The organism is Thermoactinomyces sp. CICC 23799, assembly GCF_016055145.1.
GTDB classification, from domain to species: domain Bacteria; phylum Bacillota; class Bacilli; order Thermoactinomycetales; family Thermoactinomycetaceae; genus Thermoactinomyces; species Thermoactinomyces intermedius.
Genome location: NZ_JAECVV010000007.1, coordinates 109,770 through 126,922 on the forward strand (window position 1 = coordinate 109,770; position 17,153 = coordinate 126,922).

Consider the following 17,153-nt stretch of genomic DNA (forward strand, 5'->3'; position numbering starts at 1 on the left):
ATGGGTGACTCCTGGCGTTGTGCTGACATCCGGATGTGCGCCCGATTGTTTTCTGATTAAAAAATCAAAGGAAAAGCAAATGTAACAAAAGCGGCCCAAAGTCCGTAGACCGGCAAATATTTCGTCACGGCCTCCTGGATGGTTGAAGGTCCGGTTTTGCTTTGCAGAAAACGCAAATAGGACAGCATAATCCAAATCAGATTGGCCCAGATCAGTATATTTACGCCTAAAGCAGCAAACCTGTTAGGCGATATCCCATAAGAAGAAAGCCTGAACACGATGGCTGATAAAGCCACACTGTCAACGGCAAGCGAAAGAACAATCAGGGCAAAATTGATATAATCAAAAATATTCTTTTTCTCGTCTGCGCCACTTTCCGTAATGGAAAAAATGGTGACAGCCAGTACACTAAGGAGCATTCCGTTGAAGGATATGAGAAAATCGCGATCCAGGAATGGATTCTTTCCGACCCAAATCACCGTTATAAGATAGCCAAACAATGTGGCAAGTACAAGAGGGCTGAAAATTTTGGCTATATATGGTGCAATATTTATAGCAAGTTTAAGGTGGTTTCTGGATATCAGGTATGCAGCCACAACAGCGAGAGCGGCAGCACCAAATGAAACAACATTTTTAAAATAGAATTCAGATATATCCATCCCGACAAATCTGAATAACTGCATGGTTAATGCTGTCAGCAACATTCCGCTGATTGCCATACTGGCGTAGAGGATGCAAAATTCCCCATTCCATTTCAGATAGGCTAATCTTGCACTGCCTTTTCCATATTCATTTCCTGTAAATGCCACACCCAATAATCCCCATAAGAAAACGGGAAGGTGCAGATAAACAAGGAAAATGCTGTCTTTCATCTCCAGTGGCAGCATATTAAGATAGATTCCGCAAATCAGGAATAATGATCCAAGAGTGTAAAGAATATTTTTTTTGGGTTTACTATTGTATACAAAACAGGCGGCAATAAATGGAAACAACCCGAAAACAAGGTTAACCGGGGCTATTGTTTGCTGTTCGACAAAATGCCAAATGATCCTGGTGCTTATCCCGGCCATAATGGCCAAAATGGTCGTAAATACAAAATCTTTTGGTAGCAAGGAAACTTTTTCTCTAGTTTCTGTTTCCTTAAAATGCAATCTTTCATACCAAACAGCAAGAACCGGCGAATCAGGATTTTGTTCCCAGGCGTATAAGAATGCCTTTCTGAAAGCTTCGGGGTCTTTCCTGTACATTCTCTCCAGTTCATGAGGGTTGGCCATATTTTTAATAATCGGATTGTTATGGTCCATGGTGATATCTCTCCAAATAACAGTTATATCAATCCCTGCTTTTCTGCATCAATATTTATACCTTATGATCCTTGACTCTCTTCATCACTTCGATATTCCAAAATATCTCCAGGCTGACATTCCAAAGCCTTACAAATCGCATCTAAAGTTGACAAACGAATCGCTTTTGCCTTTCCATTTTTCAATACAGACAGATTGGCCATCGTGATTCCGACCCTCTCCGAAAGTTCGGTTAAACTCATTTTCCTTTTGGCCAACATTACGTCAAGATTGATGATAATCGCCAAGTTATTCACCTCAGACCGTTAAATCATTTTCCGTTTTTATCTCTATGGCTTCTTTTAAGAGTTTTTGGAGAACAGCAGCAAAAACTGCAATCACAGAGGAAGCAAATATAAATATAACCGGGAATCCCACGAGACCTGGGGCATCATCTGCATCCGCCACTGGAATTAAGAACGGGATGACTGCCACATATAAGATGCTGATTGTGACGGCACAGTATTTGATATACTTTAATGCTTGTACAGATAATTCCGAGAAAGCTTTGTTCCTGTCAATATAGCTTAACAGCTTTAAAGCCTGATACAGAGCAAAGAAAAACGGGATTATTGTTGCATACACAGTGATTAAAACGGGATAAGGCAAATAATTTGCAAAAGAAGGCAACCAAAATACAGACAGAGCAAGGATGGGAATTCCAATAAGAATAACAGCGATCTTTAAAAAGAGTGTGGAACCTCGTTTCATAGAAAGCACCTCACTAATGGATTATCGATTTTATCCTAATGCATTTTTTATCGTTTTGCAATAAATAATTATCGATTTTAAATTCATTTTTATCGTTTTAAGATATGAAACCTCCGGTCTGAAGTGCATGGCTTTTGAGAATCCCCACAGCTTACAGCGAGATTTGGATTCCTGTAAAAAAATAAAAATGACCGAAAACAAACCCAAACAAAAATCAGGGTTTTCCAATGGAAACGGAAAACCCACTTAATTACACAGATAGTTAATATATCATTTGATCTATATTTTAATACATATATTTTGCATGATTTTTTATGATTGATATGTAAAGCCGATTCATCTATCTGTTTGTTATATTTATTCTCCCTCTGTTGCATGCCCGGCTGTTTGTTTCACCTCGTGATAAAGCTGCTCCGCCTTGTCGCAGCATTCGGGAAGGGAAGTTCCAAGGGCTTCGAAAATCCGATTCACCTTCAAGCGGTAGTTTTGCGGTTTGTATTCAAACGTTTCCACCAGCTCCACCGCTTTCTTTTCGTTGATGCAATATTGACGGTTCAAAGCAAACAACACCTGATTTAAACAGGAAACAGCACGAAAAATCTGACCGGCCACATAATATTTGTCACCCGTTTTCGCATTGGCTCTGGCAAATTCGAGAGAAAATCCGGCTTCAAACAAGAAAAAACGGATCATGCTCTCCTTTAAGGCATCCGGATAAATTTCCGCCTGTTTCTTCAACTTCACAAACCGGTTACTTTTGGCGTACAGGATTTGGCTGATGGCCAATTCGCCGCGATACATGGCACTGATATAGCCGTGGGGATGTCCGGTCTGGTAATTGGCGGTTACGATACCTTGCCCGGTTTCATCCATGATTTTCTCCACCCGTTTCATGTCACGTAAAATCAGATCGACATGATACCCTTTTATGATTAACCAACCGCCACCATTCACCCATTCTCCCCATGCCCCGGGAGGCACAACCAGGTTGCTGCGATGCCCGTCATCCAACGCGGTTGCCAATGGATTGAGCGCATCCAAATCGAAGGACTCCGGATCATAATAGATCCCGATATCGATATCGGAATCGGGCAAGTGGTTGCCTCTGGCGCGGGATCCCCCCAATACAACCGCTTCAACAAAAGGCAAAGAGGATAATTTTTCGGTCACTTCTTGTATGATCGATTCCACCACGTTCAATCCCTCCTTCTGATGAACATTCATCCCCATCCTTATAGAAAAAGACCGCCAATCATTCTGACGGCGGTCCCGGTCGGATTGTTTAACCGGACGCATAATTCTCTGCTGCACAGAAGAGATAATAACTCAAGCCGGTCTGTTGCGCTTCCATTTGCTTCCGGTGAAAATCATCCATGATGAAAAACCGGGCTTGGGCCAAAAATCCTTTTGCATCCATGTCCATGTCTTTTTGAAGGAACCGGATGTGTTTTTCAACCGCATCCCGTACCCGCTTGTCGTTGACGCTGATGCCGTTTCTCAAGGCGGATGCCATAAACGACATAAATTCAATCGCTTCATTCGCCTTTTCGTTCATCGTGTCAGCACTGATTTCGCTGGAATCGATTTCGTAGCCGTAGTTTTTTTGCAAATACTCATTCTGCTCTTTCATCGCTTCTTTCCATTCTGTTTCATTCAACCCGGAAAACATCTTATCCTTTCTCATCGGAATTTCCTCCTTTTCATGCCGGATGGTTTCCTCCAATGTCCGCAAAATGCCGACCAGTCTCCGCTCTTTTTCTTTTAAGAGGGAATGCTGCTCCAACAGACAACTCAGCCGGTCCGTTTGCTGATCCAACAAGTCTTTGATTTTCTTCAGCGGAAAATCCAACTCGCGATAAAATAAAATTTGCTGCAACCGTTTTAATTCCTGATCGCCATAATACCGGTAGCCGTTGTCGTCCACTCGCTTTGGCATCAACAGTCCGATTTTGTGATAATGGTGCAACGTCTTCACGGTCACACCGGAGAGTTTCGCCACTTCTTGCACGGTATAAGACACATTGCTTCACCTCCCGCCATCCACTCTAAAGTCTCCCCCAAGGTCAGGGTCAAGAAAATTTCCGCATTTTTTTTATTCATCAAAAGCGCATGATTACTATTCATGATGAGTTATGATAATAATAAATAAAAGATGAAAATGAAGACGCTTCAACCAAAGGGGAACCGAAGCTCAGCCCTGCATCCGGAAGCGGACGGAGCCCGGCAAACCGCTTTTTTGGCGGCATCGGGGACCGTTTCAATTGTTCAGTTACTTAAACGTTGACAACAAGATAAATTATAATTATTATTAAATAGGAATTAATTAAAGAAGCGAGCCTTCAATCCCCACGAAGCGCTTCATATATCTTAAAAAAACAGGAGGAAACAAGCCATGTCTTTAATCGGTAAAAAAGTTGAACCTTTCAAATTGCAAGCTTACAGAAATGGTGAATTCGTCGAAGTGACCGAAGAAGATTTCAAAGGTCATTGGAGCGTTGTTTGCTTCTATCCGGCAGACTTTACTTTTGTTTGCCCGACCGAGCTTGAAGACTTGCAAGATCATTATGAAACCCTGAAAAAGCTGGACACGGAAGTATTCTCTGTTTCCGCTGACACCCATTTCGTACACAAAGCATGGCATGATCATTCCGAAGCCATCAGCAAAATCACCTACACCATGATCGGTGACCCGGCTCATGTGCTGATCAACATGTTCGATGTATTGAGAGAAGAAGAAGGTGTGGCTGATCGCGGTACCTTCATCATCGATCCGGACGGCGTGATCCAAGCTGTCGAAATCAACGCTGACGGCATCGGACGCGACGCAAGCACCATCGTGGACAAAATCAAAGCCGCTCAATACGTACGCAACCATCCTGGCGAAGTTTGCCCAGCAAAATGGAAAGAAGGAGAAGAAACCCTGAAGCCGAGCCTTGACCTGGTTGGAAAAATCTGAGGAGAGCGATATACATGCTGGATGCAGAAATAAAAACACAACTGGAACAGTATCTCCAACTATTGGAAAACGATATCGTTCTTAAAGTGAGCGCCGGCTCCGATAAAGTATCCCAAGACATGCTCGCCTTCGTGGATGAAGTCGCGGGCATGTCCCCGAAAATCAAAGTGGAAAAAACCACATTGGAGCGCACGCCCAGCTTTAGCGTGGACCGTGTTGGAGAAGATTCAGGAATTGTCTTTGCAGGAATTCCTCTGGGTCACGAGTTTTCTTCCTTTGTGCTGGCTCTGTTGCAAGTCAGCGGCAGACCGCCCAAAGTGGAGCAAAGCATTATTGACCAAATTAAAAATCTTGATGGCGAATACCACTTCGAAACGTATGTCAGCCTGAGTTGCACCAACTGCCCGGATGTGGTGCAGGCTTTGAACATGATGAGTGTTTTGAATCCGGGTATCAAACACACCATGATCGAAGGAAAAGCCTATCAGGAAGAAGTGGAAAGCAAAGACATCCTGGCTGTGCCCACGGTATACCTGAATGGCGAATTTTTCGAAAGCGGACGGATGACGATCGGTGACATTCTCAAAAAGCTCGGAAGCGAATCCGATCCATCGGAATTCAACAAAAAAGAGCCGTTTGATGTCCTCATCATCGGCGGAGGGCCTGCCGGCGCAACGGCGGCCATTTATGCGGCGCGCAAAGGGGTTCGCACCGGCATCATCGCCGACCGTTTCGGCGGCCAGATTTTGGACACCACCACCATTGAAAACTTCATCTCCGTCAAACAAACCGACGGGGAAAAACTAGCTTCCCAACTGGAAGCGCATGTCAGGGATTACCCTGTCGATGTGATGGATTCACAAACGGTCAAACGGATCGAAAAGAAAGACGACATGATTGACATCTTCCTGGAAAACGGTGCCGTGTTAAAAAGCAAAACCGTCATTATTGCAACGGGTGCCCGTTGGCGTAATGTCGGTGTTCCCGGAGAAGAGAAATTCCGGAACAAAGGCGTGGCAAACTGCACGCACTGTGACGCACCGTTATTCGCCGGAAAAGACGTAGCCGTCATCGGCGGAGGAAACTCCGGCATCGAGTCGGCCATCGACCTGGCAGGGATCGCCAATCATGTCACCGTCCTCGAATTTATGCCTGAACTAAAAGCAGACGAAGTTCTGCAAAAACGCCTGAACAGCCTTCCCAACGTCACCGTGATTACCAATGCCCAAACCAAGGAAATCACTGGCACAGATAAAGTGGACGGAATCAAATATGTCGACCGTGAAACCGGTGAAGAGCATCACATCAAACTGCAAGGTGTCTTTGTCCAAATCGGTCTCGTGCCGAATACCGAATGGTTGGAAGGCACGGTTGAAATGGATCGCGGCCAAATTATCGTCGATGCCAAAGGTGCCACCAACGTTCCGGGCATCTTTGCCGCAGGGGATTGTACCAACAGCGCCTACAAACAAATCATCATTTCCATGGGCTCCGGTGCAACCGCCGCATTGGGAGCATTTGACTATCTGATCCGCAATTAAGGGTTTTATCCCGGTTGCCCTGCTGATCATCAGCGGGGCAACTTTTTTTGTGCAAAAAACAAAAAAGGGCTCCTTGCTTGAAGCCCCGGATGACAGGATGTCCGGCGGTTTGCTCAGTCGCCGATAAATCTGGCCAATTGATGATTAAATTCTTCCTTCTCATCATAAAAAGATCCGTGTCCGGAAAATTGAAACGGGACCAACCTGGCATTCCGGATCATCCTTTGTTGGATTTCTCCCAGCTCAAACGGAACCACTTGGTCATGAATGCCGTGAATGATTAAAACCGGCACCCGGATCACTTCCAGATCGGCAAACAACACTTCCCGGATCCAGGTTTTTGCAACGGCGGCCGTGGCCCATCCCGCCGCCTCCAACCCCAATTGGAAAAACCAGTCGGAAAATGCTTGAGATGTATGTTGGTAAAAAAAGCGGTCCCCGAAATCCCGAAGCATCCGGGGACGGTCCCGGTAAGTGTCCTTGATGATCTGCAATATGGTTTCTTTCTCAACCCCGTATGGAAAATCGGTTCGCCGGACCAAACTGGGGGCAGCGGCTGCGACCAAAACCAGCTTCGACACCCCGTAACCCTGATGCCGTCCCATATACCTGGCCGCAATGGCACCGCCGGTGGAGTGCCCGACCAATGTAAAATCACACAACCCCAGCGCCTCCACCACCCCTCTCACATCATCGGCCAACGTATCATAATCATAGCCGGAAAAGGGTTTGTCTGACTTGCCAAAGCCCCGGATATCCATGCCGATACAGCGATACCCGTATTTGGGAAGCCGGTTGAACTGGTATTCAAACAGATGATGATTGCCGGGCCAACCGTGCAAAAACAAAATGGCCTTTTGGCATTCGGGCCTTAAATCTTCGACATATATGGCCTTAAATCTTCGACATATATATTGATATGATTTGCCTTCACATAGTAACCCATGGCTTTCCTCCTTCATGAATATGTCAGGTCATTCTATTCATGAAGACATTGCAATATGCCGGAACCCACCCCGCCGGCCTTTTTTCAAAATAATGCCCGAAGTGACAAATCCACCTCGGGCTTGTTTCCTTATTGATTCTGCACCTGAGGCCCTGTCATCCGGCTTTTCATTTTGTTTGTCAAAAACAATGCCGGCAGGATGCTGATCACCATGAAGATCAAACTTGTCACAAAACCGGCATGATAAGCACCGGCCAGGTTGGCTGCCGCGGCTCCCCCTTGATAGAGGAAATGGCTCACCACGGTTGCCAAAACAGCGGAACCGGAAGCCGCCCCGACGTTTTGGATGATGCGAGTGGCTACGCTGGCTGCCGGCATCTGCGACCTTTCCAGTCCCACATAAGCATCGCTCATCACCGGGACCGTGATCCCTCCAACGCCGATTCCGCGTATGAAGAGTACAATCCAGATGATCCACTGCGCCGTGGCAACATCAAAAAATATAAATGGGAATGTCCCGATGATGGTGATGGCAATCGAAGGCAATACAACATACCGGGCTCCGATCTTATCCGTCAAGTTGCCAATCAACGGCCGTGCCACCAGCATCCCCAAGCCTTGGGGAACCAGCCACAGTGCCGATGTGATCACATCCAGGCCGAGTACATTTTGAAAAAACATCGGGAAGAGAAGCATGGGTCCGTTGGTGGCAAAACCGGCCAGGAACAGGGAAAAGAACACGGCACTGAAATTTTTGGATTGGAACAGATCCAGCGGAATCAATGCTTCGCTTTTTTGCTTCCATGCATAAAACAGGTAGGAAATCAGCGACAGAGCGGCCATCCCCAAAGCCAGAATGCCCGTGGCTGCATGCTTGCTTTCCGCCCGGATCTCCGTGATGCCATAGATAAACATACCCGATAACAGCGCCAACAAAAAAATACCGGCCCAGTCCAGTTTTGCCGATCGATTCACCGGTTCAAATTTTGGAAGCTTCCATTGCGCAATGATGAGTGCAACGGCTCCGACCGGAAGGTTTACAAAGAACAACCACGGCCACTCGGAGTGTTGCAAAATCAACCCTCCGATCACCGGTCCGGCAATCGGGCCAAAAACAACCGGAATGCCGACAACAGACATGAGACGCCCGATGTTTTCGCCGCCGGCAGCTTGTGCAACCAAGGTCGTCAACGTTGGAATGATGATGCCGGAAGCGATCCCCTGCAACACACGAAATGCAATCAGGCTCTCAATGTTCCAGGCAAATCCGGAAAGGAGCGAGCTGATCAAAAACAGCCCCAATGCGTACATATACACCTTCTTGCCGTCATATTTTTGCATCAGCCATCCGGAGAAAGGGACGGCCATCCCCAACGCAAGAACATATCCGGTCACAACCCATTGCGTAACAACAAAAGAAGCTGAAAACACTTTTGCCAAATCATTCACCGCAATATTCACGATCGTGGAGTCCAACATCGGCGGCAGTGCGCCAAGCACCAAAATCCACGCGATGCCGAGTAATCCTTTGGGCAATTTTTCTTTTTCCATTTTTCCATCCCCTAATTAAGATACATATTGTACTTTAATTAGTATATACAGGAATGATATAAGATTCAATATGTACCTTATTTCCAATAACAATATGGTATAATGTTTTAGAAAAATTTTGGTCTGGGATTAAGTTTTCCCGAAAGAAGGTGAAGAAATGAAAGATCCAAACAAGAATACGCGCCGAAGAGGAGACACGCTGACCGAAAGCATTTATGACGCCACGATCCAGTTAATCAAAAAAGTCGGCTACAGCAACCTGACCTTTCAGCAAATCGCGCAGGCCGCCAAAACCAGCCGTTCGGTCTTGTACCGCCGTTGGAAAACTCCCTTGGAGTTGATCCGTGACATCGTAGCATATAAAGCAATCGACGCACTCGACGGGGCTTTGATCGATAAAATTGAGGACACCGGAAGTTTGCGCGGGGACTTATTGCAGTTGCTCACCCTCTACCAAAGCATTTATGACCGGTGCGAGCGTGAAATCATGAATGCGATTTTATTTGAAATGGGGCAAAACAAAGAAATCGCGGCTGAACTTGAAATCAACGCAACCAATAAAAACATCCAGGTCATGCGGAAACTGCTCGGATTCGCCAAAAAACGGGGAGAAAAAATAAAAGAGGTCAGCGACGAGACACTGACCTTGCCTTTTGACCTGCTCCGGATTGAAAATATTTTGCGCAAAGATGGGATTAATACCAAACGGTTGAAACGGCTGGTGGACGAAATATTGCTTCCGGTTTATCTTGCTTGACGACTCCCGCTCGCGGGCAAGAATTCTGTTTTCTTGTCCACCCTAAATTCCCTCCGGATTGATACTGAAAAAGATCCGGAAATGATCAGTGCTTTTTTATCAAATCCGGATCCAATGTCTTTCTGTCAATCTTTTTTTCATCAATGCCACACACTCCACGTGTCTCGAGTGTTGACGACAGACGAATTATAACAAATGAGATGTAGTGGTGCATTATCACTTCTTTTCAATACCTTTTATGTTACGGAGCCGATTGTGGAAGTGAACCAATAAAAAAACAAAAGAAATTTATGATACCTTGGCTCAATGAAGATTTGAAAAGTATGTAAAATAAAAAGGCTCTGTTACAAATATGGTTGTGTAATTGTAAAGGACACGTTATCTCCTCTACAAACCGGGATTTGTGCATTTCACTTATCTTCTAACGTATACGAGAATCAGATCTGTCTTGTTTTACAATAATATCTCATTATAAAAGTTGATATAATCATTAATAGCTTCTTCAAAATACGGATTTAAATAAATATCAAAGTGTCCGCAATCATACTGTTTACAAGTTGAGTATTTCGTGTTTCCTGCAAGCTGTATGGTTTTTTCTGCAGGAGCCAATGAATCTTTTGAACAAACCGCAACATAAATCGGATTGTTGATTTTGCTGAAATATTTGCCGGGAGAATACTTGACAAATTCAAGTAATGTTCTTGCTGGTGCTTCATTTCTAAATTCTGCATCTCCAATAAATCTCTTTGTGGTTTCCTCATCGGCTTCCATAAACGCATTTTCTCCCTTGTATGTGGAGAGTTTCAGCATAACGGGATGATATCCTCTTATACAGGATAATAAATCAGCAATAACCAAAGGTACTTTTTTCAGGATATAAGGCAGGGATACCATTTTTACTGTGGCCATGGTATCCGTATATGGACATTGTGCTACAGTTGCTTTAATATCATTTCTGTGTGCCGACAGCCATATTACATGCCCACCGCTGAATGAAGTGCCAAAGAGCAAAAGATTCTCTCCGTCAATGCGATTGTCTTTTTTGATATATTCGATGGCATTATTCCAATCTTCGAGCTGCATTTTTACATTTATCAGTTGTCTTTTATTGCCGTCACTTGCTCCAAAGTTACGATAGTCAAATAAAAAGCAAGCGTATCCTGCTTCTGCAAATCTTTCAGCGTATTCATATAAACGCATTTCACGAGTTCCACCCAATCCGTGAGCCATTACAATTATGGGGCATTTTTTATCGCTTGCTGGTAAATACAACCATGCACTGCATCTTGTTCCCTTGGAATAAAAGTCAACATCTTCCCGCTGGAATGAATTCCTCATAATTACCTCCTTTCAATATTGTTCCATAAATTCCGATTTGTCAGAATCCGCGGGGCGAACGAATTGCTGGCCTCTTGACTGCATTTTTCAGACCTCAATGTAATGCAGTTGTTAATATACTGGATATTATAAATGCCATTCTTGCTCTTTCCTGTTTTCAACTGTACTAATTTATTTCCTTTTATATTTGAAAACTTAACATATGAATTCATTTTATCCCCTTAAAAAATATATAATAAATAAACTTTATATTCTTAATTTTGATATAAAAATTGGTCCTTTGTCAAATGTTGGGGTACAGGTTAACGCGCAAGCGCGTTCGCGCATGTCTATAAGCTCGTGACGTTCCCGCAGGACTTTAAATATGCTACGGAGCATGACACCGCGGAAAAAATACGAATGTATTTTTTTGAGTCGCTGCCAAAAGCAAAAACTCCCAGAACAAAGTCAGACCGTTTCAACTCCTTCTGGAGGCACAGTTTTTGTAATTTGTAATGGGTATAAGGCAAATTATCAAATATAAAAAGATATTTATGGCGTGAGTCAACAAAATTATTGCGCTAATGACACTATATTAAAAGAAATAGACCCCCCAAGGACAGGTTAAGGCCTATTTCTTCAGATCTTTTTATTTTAGATAATTTTCTAATTTAAACATGGCAACATTTTCTATGTGCCCGGTCTGCGGGAACATGTCGACCGGTTGCACTTCCTGCACCCGGTACCCGCATTCTGCGAGGTATTTTGCATCACGGGCCAATGTGGCTGAATTGCAGGAAACGTAGACGAGCCGCTCAGGCTGCATAGAAACGAGGGTATCGAGCAGCACCCGGTCACAACCTTTTCGCGGCGGATCCACCACCACAACATCCGGGCGGATCCCTTCTTCATACCATCGGGGCAATACTTCTTCCGCGGCTCCTGTTTCAAACGTGACATGATCCATTCCGTTGATTTTCGCATTTCTTTCGGCATCCCGGACGGCAGCGGGAACAATTTCCACCCCGTATACCCGCTTGGCGTTTTGCGCCAGGTACAAGGCAATGGTTCCGATTCCGCAATAAGCGTCGATCACGACTTCCCGGCCGGTCAGGCCGGCATACCGGGCTACTTGATCATACAGCACTTGGGTCTGCACGGGATTGACCTGGAAAAAGGAATGCGGCGAAATGGCAAAGGTCACTTCCCCGATCCGGTCGTAAATGACATCCCGGCCCCACAACACTTCATTTTCCGGCCCCAAGACCACATTGGTCCGTTTGGAATTGATATTTTGGATCAATGATTTGAGTGCGGGGAACTCTTTTCGCAACGCCTCCACCCATTTGTCGCGATGCGGCAGTTTTTTTCCGTTCGTCACCAGGACGATCATCAATTCCCCGGTGTGAAAACCGGTGCGAACCATCACATGCCGCAAGCATCCTTGGTGTTTGGTTTCGTCATAAATGGGGATTTTCAGTTCCCGGGCCAATTCTTTGACTTTCCGGACGGCTTGGTCATTGGCTTCATGCTGGATGAGGCAGGCCTCCATATCCACAATCCGGTGCGATCCGGCCGCATAAAAACCGGCTTTCACTTTCCCGTCTTCCCATCCCAAAGGAACCTGGGCTTTATTGCGGTACCGCCATGGGTTTTCCATGCCCAACACGGGAAGAACCGGCACCTGCATGCCGCCGATCCGCTCAAAATGATCCGCCACCTGTTGCCGTTTATGCTCCAGTTGGGCGGGATATTGCAAATGTTGGATCTGGCATCCCCCGCATTCGTGATAAATCGGGCAAGGGGGTTCCGTCCGGCTGGGATGGCTTTTCAACACTTGGATTGCTTCGCCTTTCCCGTATGTTTTTTTCACCACTTGAACGCGCACACGGACTTTCTCATCCGGAACCGTTTGAGGCACAAAGATGGTGAATCCCTGGTATTTGCCGACACCGGCTCCGTCATGGGACAGGCCGGTGATTTCCATTTCAATCACATCGCCTGTTTTTACCGGCGGTTTTGCTTTCTTCATCCGAACAACTCCTTCATAAAAAAACGTTCATCAACCCGGATGAACGGCGACTATGGACAAAAGATTTTTAGATGGCGCGGCAGCATTTTCACCTTACCGGAAAGCTCCCCTCCCCACTCCCCGTCCAGATTTAATTTCAGGGAAATCGGGGTGTTGATCTCGAGCTCATCCGTTTGGAAATAAATGATTCTCGAATCCCGGATATGTTCCCCTTTGCGGGCCAGGGCAGCCAAGTGCAAAAGATCGGGGATATTGGCTTTGGGAATGATGAGCACATCAAACAAACCGTCATTCAGACTGGCTTCGGGAGCAAGCCGTTCAAATCCCCCGACGGAGACGCTGTTGGCAATGATGATCAGCCAGATTTCCGACTTCCATTTCCCGCGGGGCGTTTGAAGCTCGACCGGGAAAGGATGATGAAGGCTCCCCAGCTTTTCGATCGCTTTGGCGTAATAAGCCAACGGCCCCACGATGGACTTTAAACGGCTGGGCGCCTCATAGGTGACTTCCGTCAACCGGCCGGCCGCCGCCACATTGATGAAATATTTATCTCCAAACACACCGACATCCACATCGACGGTGTTTCCTTTGGCAATCACTTTGCAAGCTTCTTCCAAATCCCGGGGAAGTTTCAAAGCCCGGGCCAGATCATTCGTGGTTCCTCCGGGCAAAATGCCGAGAGCGGGAGGGTTTGGAAACTCTGCCAACCCGTTGACCACTTCATGAATCGTCCCGTCCCCGCCGGCGGCAATCACCACATCCTCTCCCCGTTCAGCGGCAATACGGGCTTCCCGGGTGGCATATCCCCGTCCCGTGGTGGCATGGCAGGAGGTTTCATATCCGGCCTGTTCCAATACCGCGAGCAACTGCGGCAACTTCCTGGCTATCATTTCCCTTCCGGCTGTGGGATTGTATATCAGTCGTGCCCGTTTCATAGAGCCAGCTCCTTTGGACGTTTAAAAAAATTGCCGTCATTTTTCCTTATTCCGTCGGAACAAACACCTAGTTACTAGTTTACCCAACACCCCGGACCACTTCAAAGTGAATATTTCGTTATAGAAAAAGGCTTGCGGGAAATTCCCGCAAGCCTGTCAATCTCCGGTCAATGGGGCAGGAAAACCAGTTGGAAAAAGAACAGAACCGCAAAGAGATACACCAGCCAGTGAACTTCTCTCCACTTGCCGCGGAAGATTTTCATCAGCGGATAGGTGAGAAAGCCCAGCGCGATTCCCGTGGCGATGCTTGATGTCAGCGGCATGCTCAAAATCACCATAAATGCCGGGAATGCCTCATCAATCTCATTCCATTGGATATGGCTGACATGGCTCATCATCAAGGCACCGACCACAATCAAAGCCGGGGCCGTGATGGCCGCAATCCCGGACACGGATTGAACCAGCGGGCTGAAAAAGGCAGAAAGGGCAAACAACACGGCCACAACCACGGCTGTCAACCCGGTTCTCCCGCCGGAAGCCACACCGGAGGACGATTCAATATAGGCCGAGGTCGGGCTGGTTCCAAAAATGGAGCCTGTCAGGGTCGCAACCGAATCGGCCAGCAGGGTTCTTTCTCCCCGGGGAAGCACTCCCTCTTTCATCAATCCGGCTTGTTTGGCCACACCCAAGACCGTGCCGGTGGTGTCAAACAATGTGACCAATAAAAAGGAAAAGACCACTGCATACAAACCGTAATCAAACACAACTTGAAACGCATGAACCGGATTGTCCACCACGAGGCGGTTTGGAATCTCGGGAGCCGACACGATGCCGCTGTCGAAAGAAAGCTGTCCCGTCAAATAAGCAATGATTCCCGTCCCGATCATGCCGATAAATAAAGCGCCATTTAGATTGAGTGCCATACAGGCCAGTGTGATCGCCAATCCGGCCAGCGTAAGCAGCGCCGAAGCAGAATGAAGGTTGCCAAGCGCCACCAAATTGGATGGATGGTCTTGAATCAATCCCGACATTCTCAAACCGATGAAAGCAATAAACAATCCAATGCCTGCCGTGATCGCGCTTTTCAAATTGGAAGGGATCACTTCTATCAGCTTGGTCCGAAGTGGCGTCAACGAAATCAGAACAAAGAGAATTCCCGCGACAAAGACCGCCGCGAACGCTTCTTCATATCCCAACCCTTGATGGGCTTTCACCACGGAATAGGCAAAATATGCATTTAAACCCATCGCCGGAGCAATGGCAATCGGGTAATTTGCGAACAATCCCATGACCAACGTCCCAACCACCGTCGCAATGATGGTGGCAAAGAAACTCAACGAAAAGGGAACCCCGGCATCCGCCAAAATAATCGGGTTTACCACCATAATATAAGACATGGTGAAAAAGGTGGTCATTCCTGCAATGATTTCTTTTTTAACGGAAGATCCGTGTTTTTCCAATTGAAACATGGATGAACTCCCCCAAAAAACGAATATTATTAGAAGTACAGATATATATTATTCGTTTTATGTATAAAATGCAAGAAAAAAACCCCGGAAATGACATCCCGGGGTCTCCTGGTTATTCTTTTGTCCACTCTGTATGGAACACGCCTTCCCGGTCAATGCGCCGGTAAGTATGGGCTCCAAAATAATCGCGCTGGGCTTGCAGCAGGTTGGCCGGCAGTTTCTCAGAGCGGTAACTGTCATAGTAGTTGATGGCACTGGCAAAAGCAGGCACCGGAATGCCGTTTAACACCGCCGTTGCCACCACTTCCCGCCAAGCTTGCTGATACTCTTCCACAATCCCTTTAAAGTAGGGGTCCAAAAGCAAGTTGCTCAAGTTCGGATCCCGGTCATATGCCTCTTTGATATTTTGCAGGAATTGGGCACGGATAATGCATCCGCCGCGGAAAATCATCGCGATTTCCCCGGGTTTCAAATCCCAGCCAAAGGCATCGGATGCGGCTTTCATTTGGGCAAATCCTTGGGCGTATGAACAGATCTTGCTGGCATAAAGGGCTTTACGGATCGATTCGATCAATGCTTCCCGGTCCTCGATCACCGTATGGCAGCCGGTTTTCGGCCCTTTTAAGACCTGGCTGGCTTTAACCCGCTCTTCTTTCATGGCCGACAAAAAGCGGGAATAAACCGACTGGGTGATAATGGAGAGCGGGACGCCGAGATCCAAGGAACTTTGGCTTGTCCATTTTCCGGTTCCTTTTTGTCCGGCGGTATCCAGGATCAATTCAACCAACGGCTGTCCGGTTTCCTTATCGACTTTGGTAAAGATGTCAGCCGTGATTTCGATCAGGTAACTGTTCAACTCGCCTTGGTTCCATTCTTTAAAGACCTCATGCAATTCTTCGGCATTCATGTTTAACAGATGTTTCAACAAATGATAAGCTTCACTGATCAATTGCATGTCGCCGTATTCGATGCCGTTGTGCACCATTTTCACATAATGTCCGGCTCCGTTCGGGCCGATATAGGTGCAGCAGGGATCGCCGTTTACTTTGGCGGAAATGTCGGTCAAAATATGTTGGACCTGCTCATAGGCTTCTTTGGATCCTCCCGGCATGATGGCCGGTCCGTGCAGGGCTCCTTCTTCCCCTCCGGACACCCCGGCCCCGATAAAATGAATCCCGGTGGCTTCCAATTCTTTGCTGCGGCGAATGGTGTCCTCGTAAAAGGCATTGCCGCCGTCAATGACAATATCGCCGGGTTCCAGGTATTTTTTCAGTTGTTGAATCATGTCATCCGTCGGTTGGCCGGCTTTGACCATCAACATGATCCGGCGCGGTTTTTGAAGAGATTGAACAAATTCTTCCATGGTATATGTACCAACGATATTCAAATCGCTGTGTTTTTCGGTCAGCTTTTTCGTCCGCTCCGGAGAACGGTTGAAGACAGATACGGTATAACCTTTGCTTTCCATATTCAAAGCCAGATTTTTGCCCATCACTGCCAGTCCGATTACTCCGATATGACTTTTTGCCATGAACGACACATCCTTCTATAAATGTAAAGTATTGTTCATCTTTAATAATTAATTATAACAAAAA

15 protein-coding genes and 1 pseudogene are annotated in these 17,153 nt (G+C 46.4%); 3 read left to right on the top strand and 13 right to left on the bottom strand.

Translation table 11 applies throughout. The features are described 5' to 3' along the window. Positions 1-56: 56 nt before the first annotated feature. The 5 genes from I8U21_RS10710 to I8U21_RS10730 form a co-directional block, all read right to left on the bottom strand. A complete protein-coding gene (locus I8U21_RS10710) occupies positions 57-1,304 on the bottom strand; it encodes a DUF4153 domain-containing protein (protein WP_198053896.1) in 1,248 nt (415 codons plus the stop codon). A gap of 62 nt (positions 1,305-1,366) precedes the next feature. Next, entirely contained in the window at positions 1,367-1,591 is a 225-nt protein-coding gene (locus I8U21_RS10715) for a helix-turn-helix domain-containing protein (RefSeq protein ID WP_181731512.1), read from the bottom strand. 10 nt (positions 1,592-1,601) lie between these two features. Beyond that, entirely contained in the window at positions 1,602-2,054 is a 453-nt protein-coding gene (locus I8U21_RS10720; protein ID WP_181731511.1) for a DUF2975 domain-containing protein, read from the bottom strand. Positions 2,055-2,411: 357 nt separating this feature from the next. Beyond that, positions 2,412-3,248 (bottom strand): nucleotidyltransferase domain-containing protein, encoded by an 837-nt coding sequence (locus I8U21_RS10725; protein WP_181731510.1) that lies wholly within the window; start codon positions 3,246-3,248, stop codon positions 2,412-2,414. A gap of 88 nt (positions 3,249-3,336) precedes the next feature. Further along, positions 3,337-4,074 (bottom strand): MerR family transcriptional regulator, encoded by a 738-nt coding sequence (locus tag I8U21_RS10730; RefSeq protein ID WP_198053897.1) that lies wholly within the window; start codon positions 4,072-4,074, stop codon positions 3,337-3,339. A gap of 372 nt (positions 4,075-4,446) precedes the next feature. On the opposite strand from I8U21_RS10730, the gene ahpC reads away from it, so the two are divergent. Both ahpC and ahpF read left to right on the top strand, forming a co-directional pair. After that, positions 4,447-5,010: an alkyl hydroperoxide reductase subunit C gene (ahpC, locus tag I8U21_RS10735; RefSeq protein WP_181731508.1), complete on the top strand. Its 564-nt coding sequence runs from the start codon at positions 4,447-4,449 to the stop codon at positions 5,008-5,010. Positions 5,011-5,024: 14 nt separating this feature from the next. Then, entirely contained in the window at positions 5,025-6,551 is a 1,527-nt protein-coding gene (gene ahpF, locus I8U21_RS10740) for an alkyl hydroperoxide reductase subunit F (protein ID WP_198053898.1), read from the top strand. Between the two features lie 113 nt (positions 6,552-6,664). Here the strand turns inward: ahpF and I8U21_RS10745 are convergent, their stop codons facing one another. Together I8U21_RS10745 and I8U21_RS10750 are read right to left on the bottom strand one after the other, a co-directional pair. Next, entirely contained in the window at positions 6,665-7,399 is a 735-nt protein-coding gene (locus tag I8U21_RS10745) for an alpha/beta fold hydrolase (protein WP_232337625.1), read from the bottom strand. A gap of 227 nt (positions 7,400-7,626) precedes the next feature. Next, the gene (locus I8U21_RS10750) at positions 7,627-9,048 is read right to left on the bottom strand and encodes an MDR family MFS transporter (RefSeq protein ID WP_198053900.1); all 1,422 of its coding nucleotides are present in this window, start codon (positions 9,046-9,048) and stop codon (positions 7,627-7,629) included. Between the two features lie 157 nt (positions 9,049-9,205). On the opposite strand from I8U21_RS10750, the gene I8U21_RS10755 reads away from it, so the two are divergent. Further along, positions 9,206-9,805, top strand: a complete 600-nt coding sequence (locus tag I8U21_RS10755; protein WP_198053901.1) for a TetR/AcrR family transcriptional regulator — start codon at positions 9,206-9,208, stop codon at positions 9,803-9,805. 453 nt (positions 9,806-10,258) lie between these two features. Here the strand turns inward: I8U21_RS10755 and I8U21_RS10760 are convergent, their stop codons facing one another. The 6 genes and pseudogenes from I8U21_RS10760 to gndA form a co-directional block, all read right to left on the bottom strand. After that, on the bottom strand, positions 10,259-11,143 hold the full coding sequence (locus tag I8U21_RS10760) for an alpha/beta hydrolase (protein WP_198053902.1): 885 nt from the start codon (positions 11,141-11,143) through the stop codon (positions 10,259-10,261). A 109-nt stretch (positions 11,144-11,252) separates the two neighbouring features. Further along, a pseudogene (locus I8U21_RS10765) lies at positions 11,253-11,361 on the bottom strand (IS1595 family transposase); the annotation flags it as partial. Between the two features lie 410 nt (positions 11,362-11,771). Beyond that, positions 11,772-13,154: a 23S rRNA (uracil(1939)-C(5))-methyltransferase RlmD gene (gene rlmD, locus I8U21_RS10770; RefSeq protein ID WP_181731502.1), complete on the bottom strand. Its 1,383-nt coding sequence runs from the start codon at positions 13,152-13,154 to the stop codon at positions 11,772-11,774. Between the two features lie 50 nt (positions 13,155-13,204). Beyond that, positions 13,205-14,089 carry a diacylglycerol kinase gene (locus I8U21_RS10775; protein ID WP_198053903.1) on the bottom strand — a complete coding sequence of 295 codons (885 nt, stop codon included), beginning with the start codon at positions 14,087-14,089 and terminating at the stop codon, positions 13,205-13,207. A gap of 167 nt (positions 14,090-14,256) precedes the next feature. Beyond that, the gene (locus tag I8U21_RS10780; RefSeq protein WP_181731500.1) at positions 14,257-15,558 is read right to left on the bottom strand and encodes an NCS2 family permease; all 1,302 of its coding nucleotides are present in this window, start codon (positions 15,556-15,558) and stop codon (positions 14,257-14,259) included. 112 nt (positions 15,559-15,670) lie between these two features. Continuing rightward, positions 15,671-17,089, bottom strand: coding sequence for an NADP-dependent phosphogluconate dehydrogenase (gndA, locus tag I8U21_RS10785; RefSeq protein ID WP_181731499.1), 1,419 nt, complete (start codon positions 17,087-17,089; stop codon positions 15,671-15,673). Positions 17,090-17,153 lie beyond the last annotated feature (64 nt).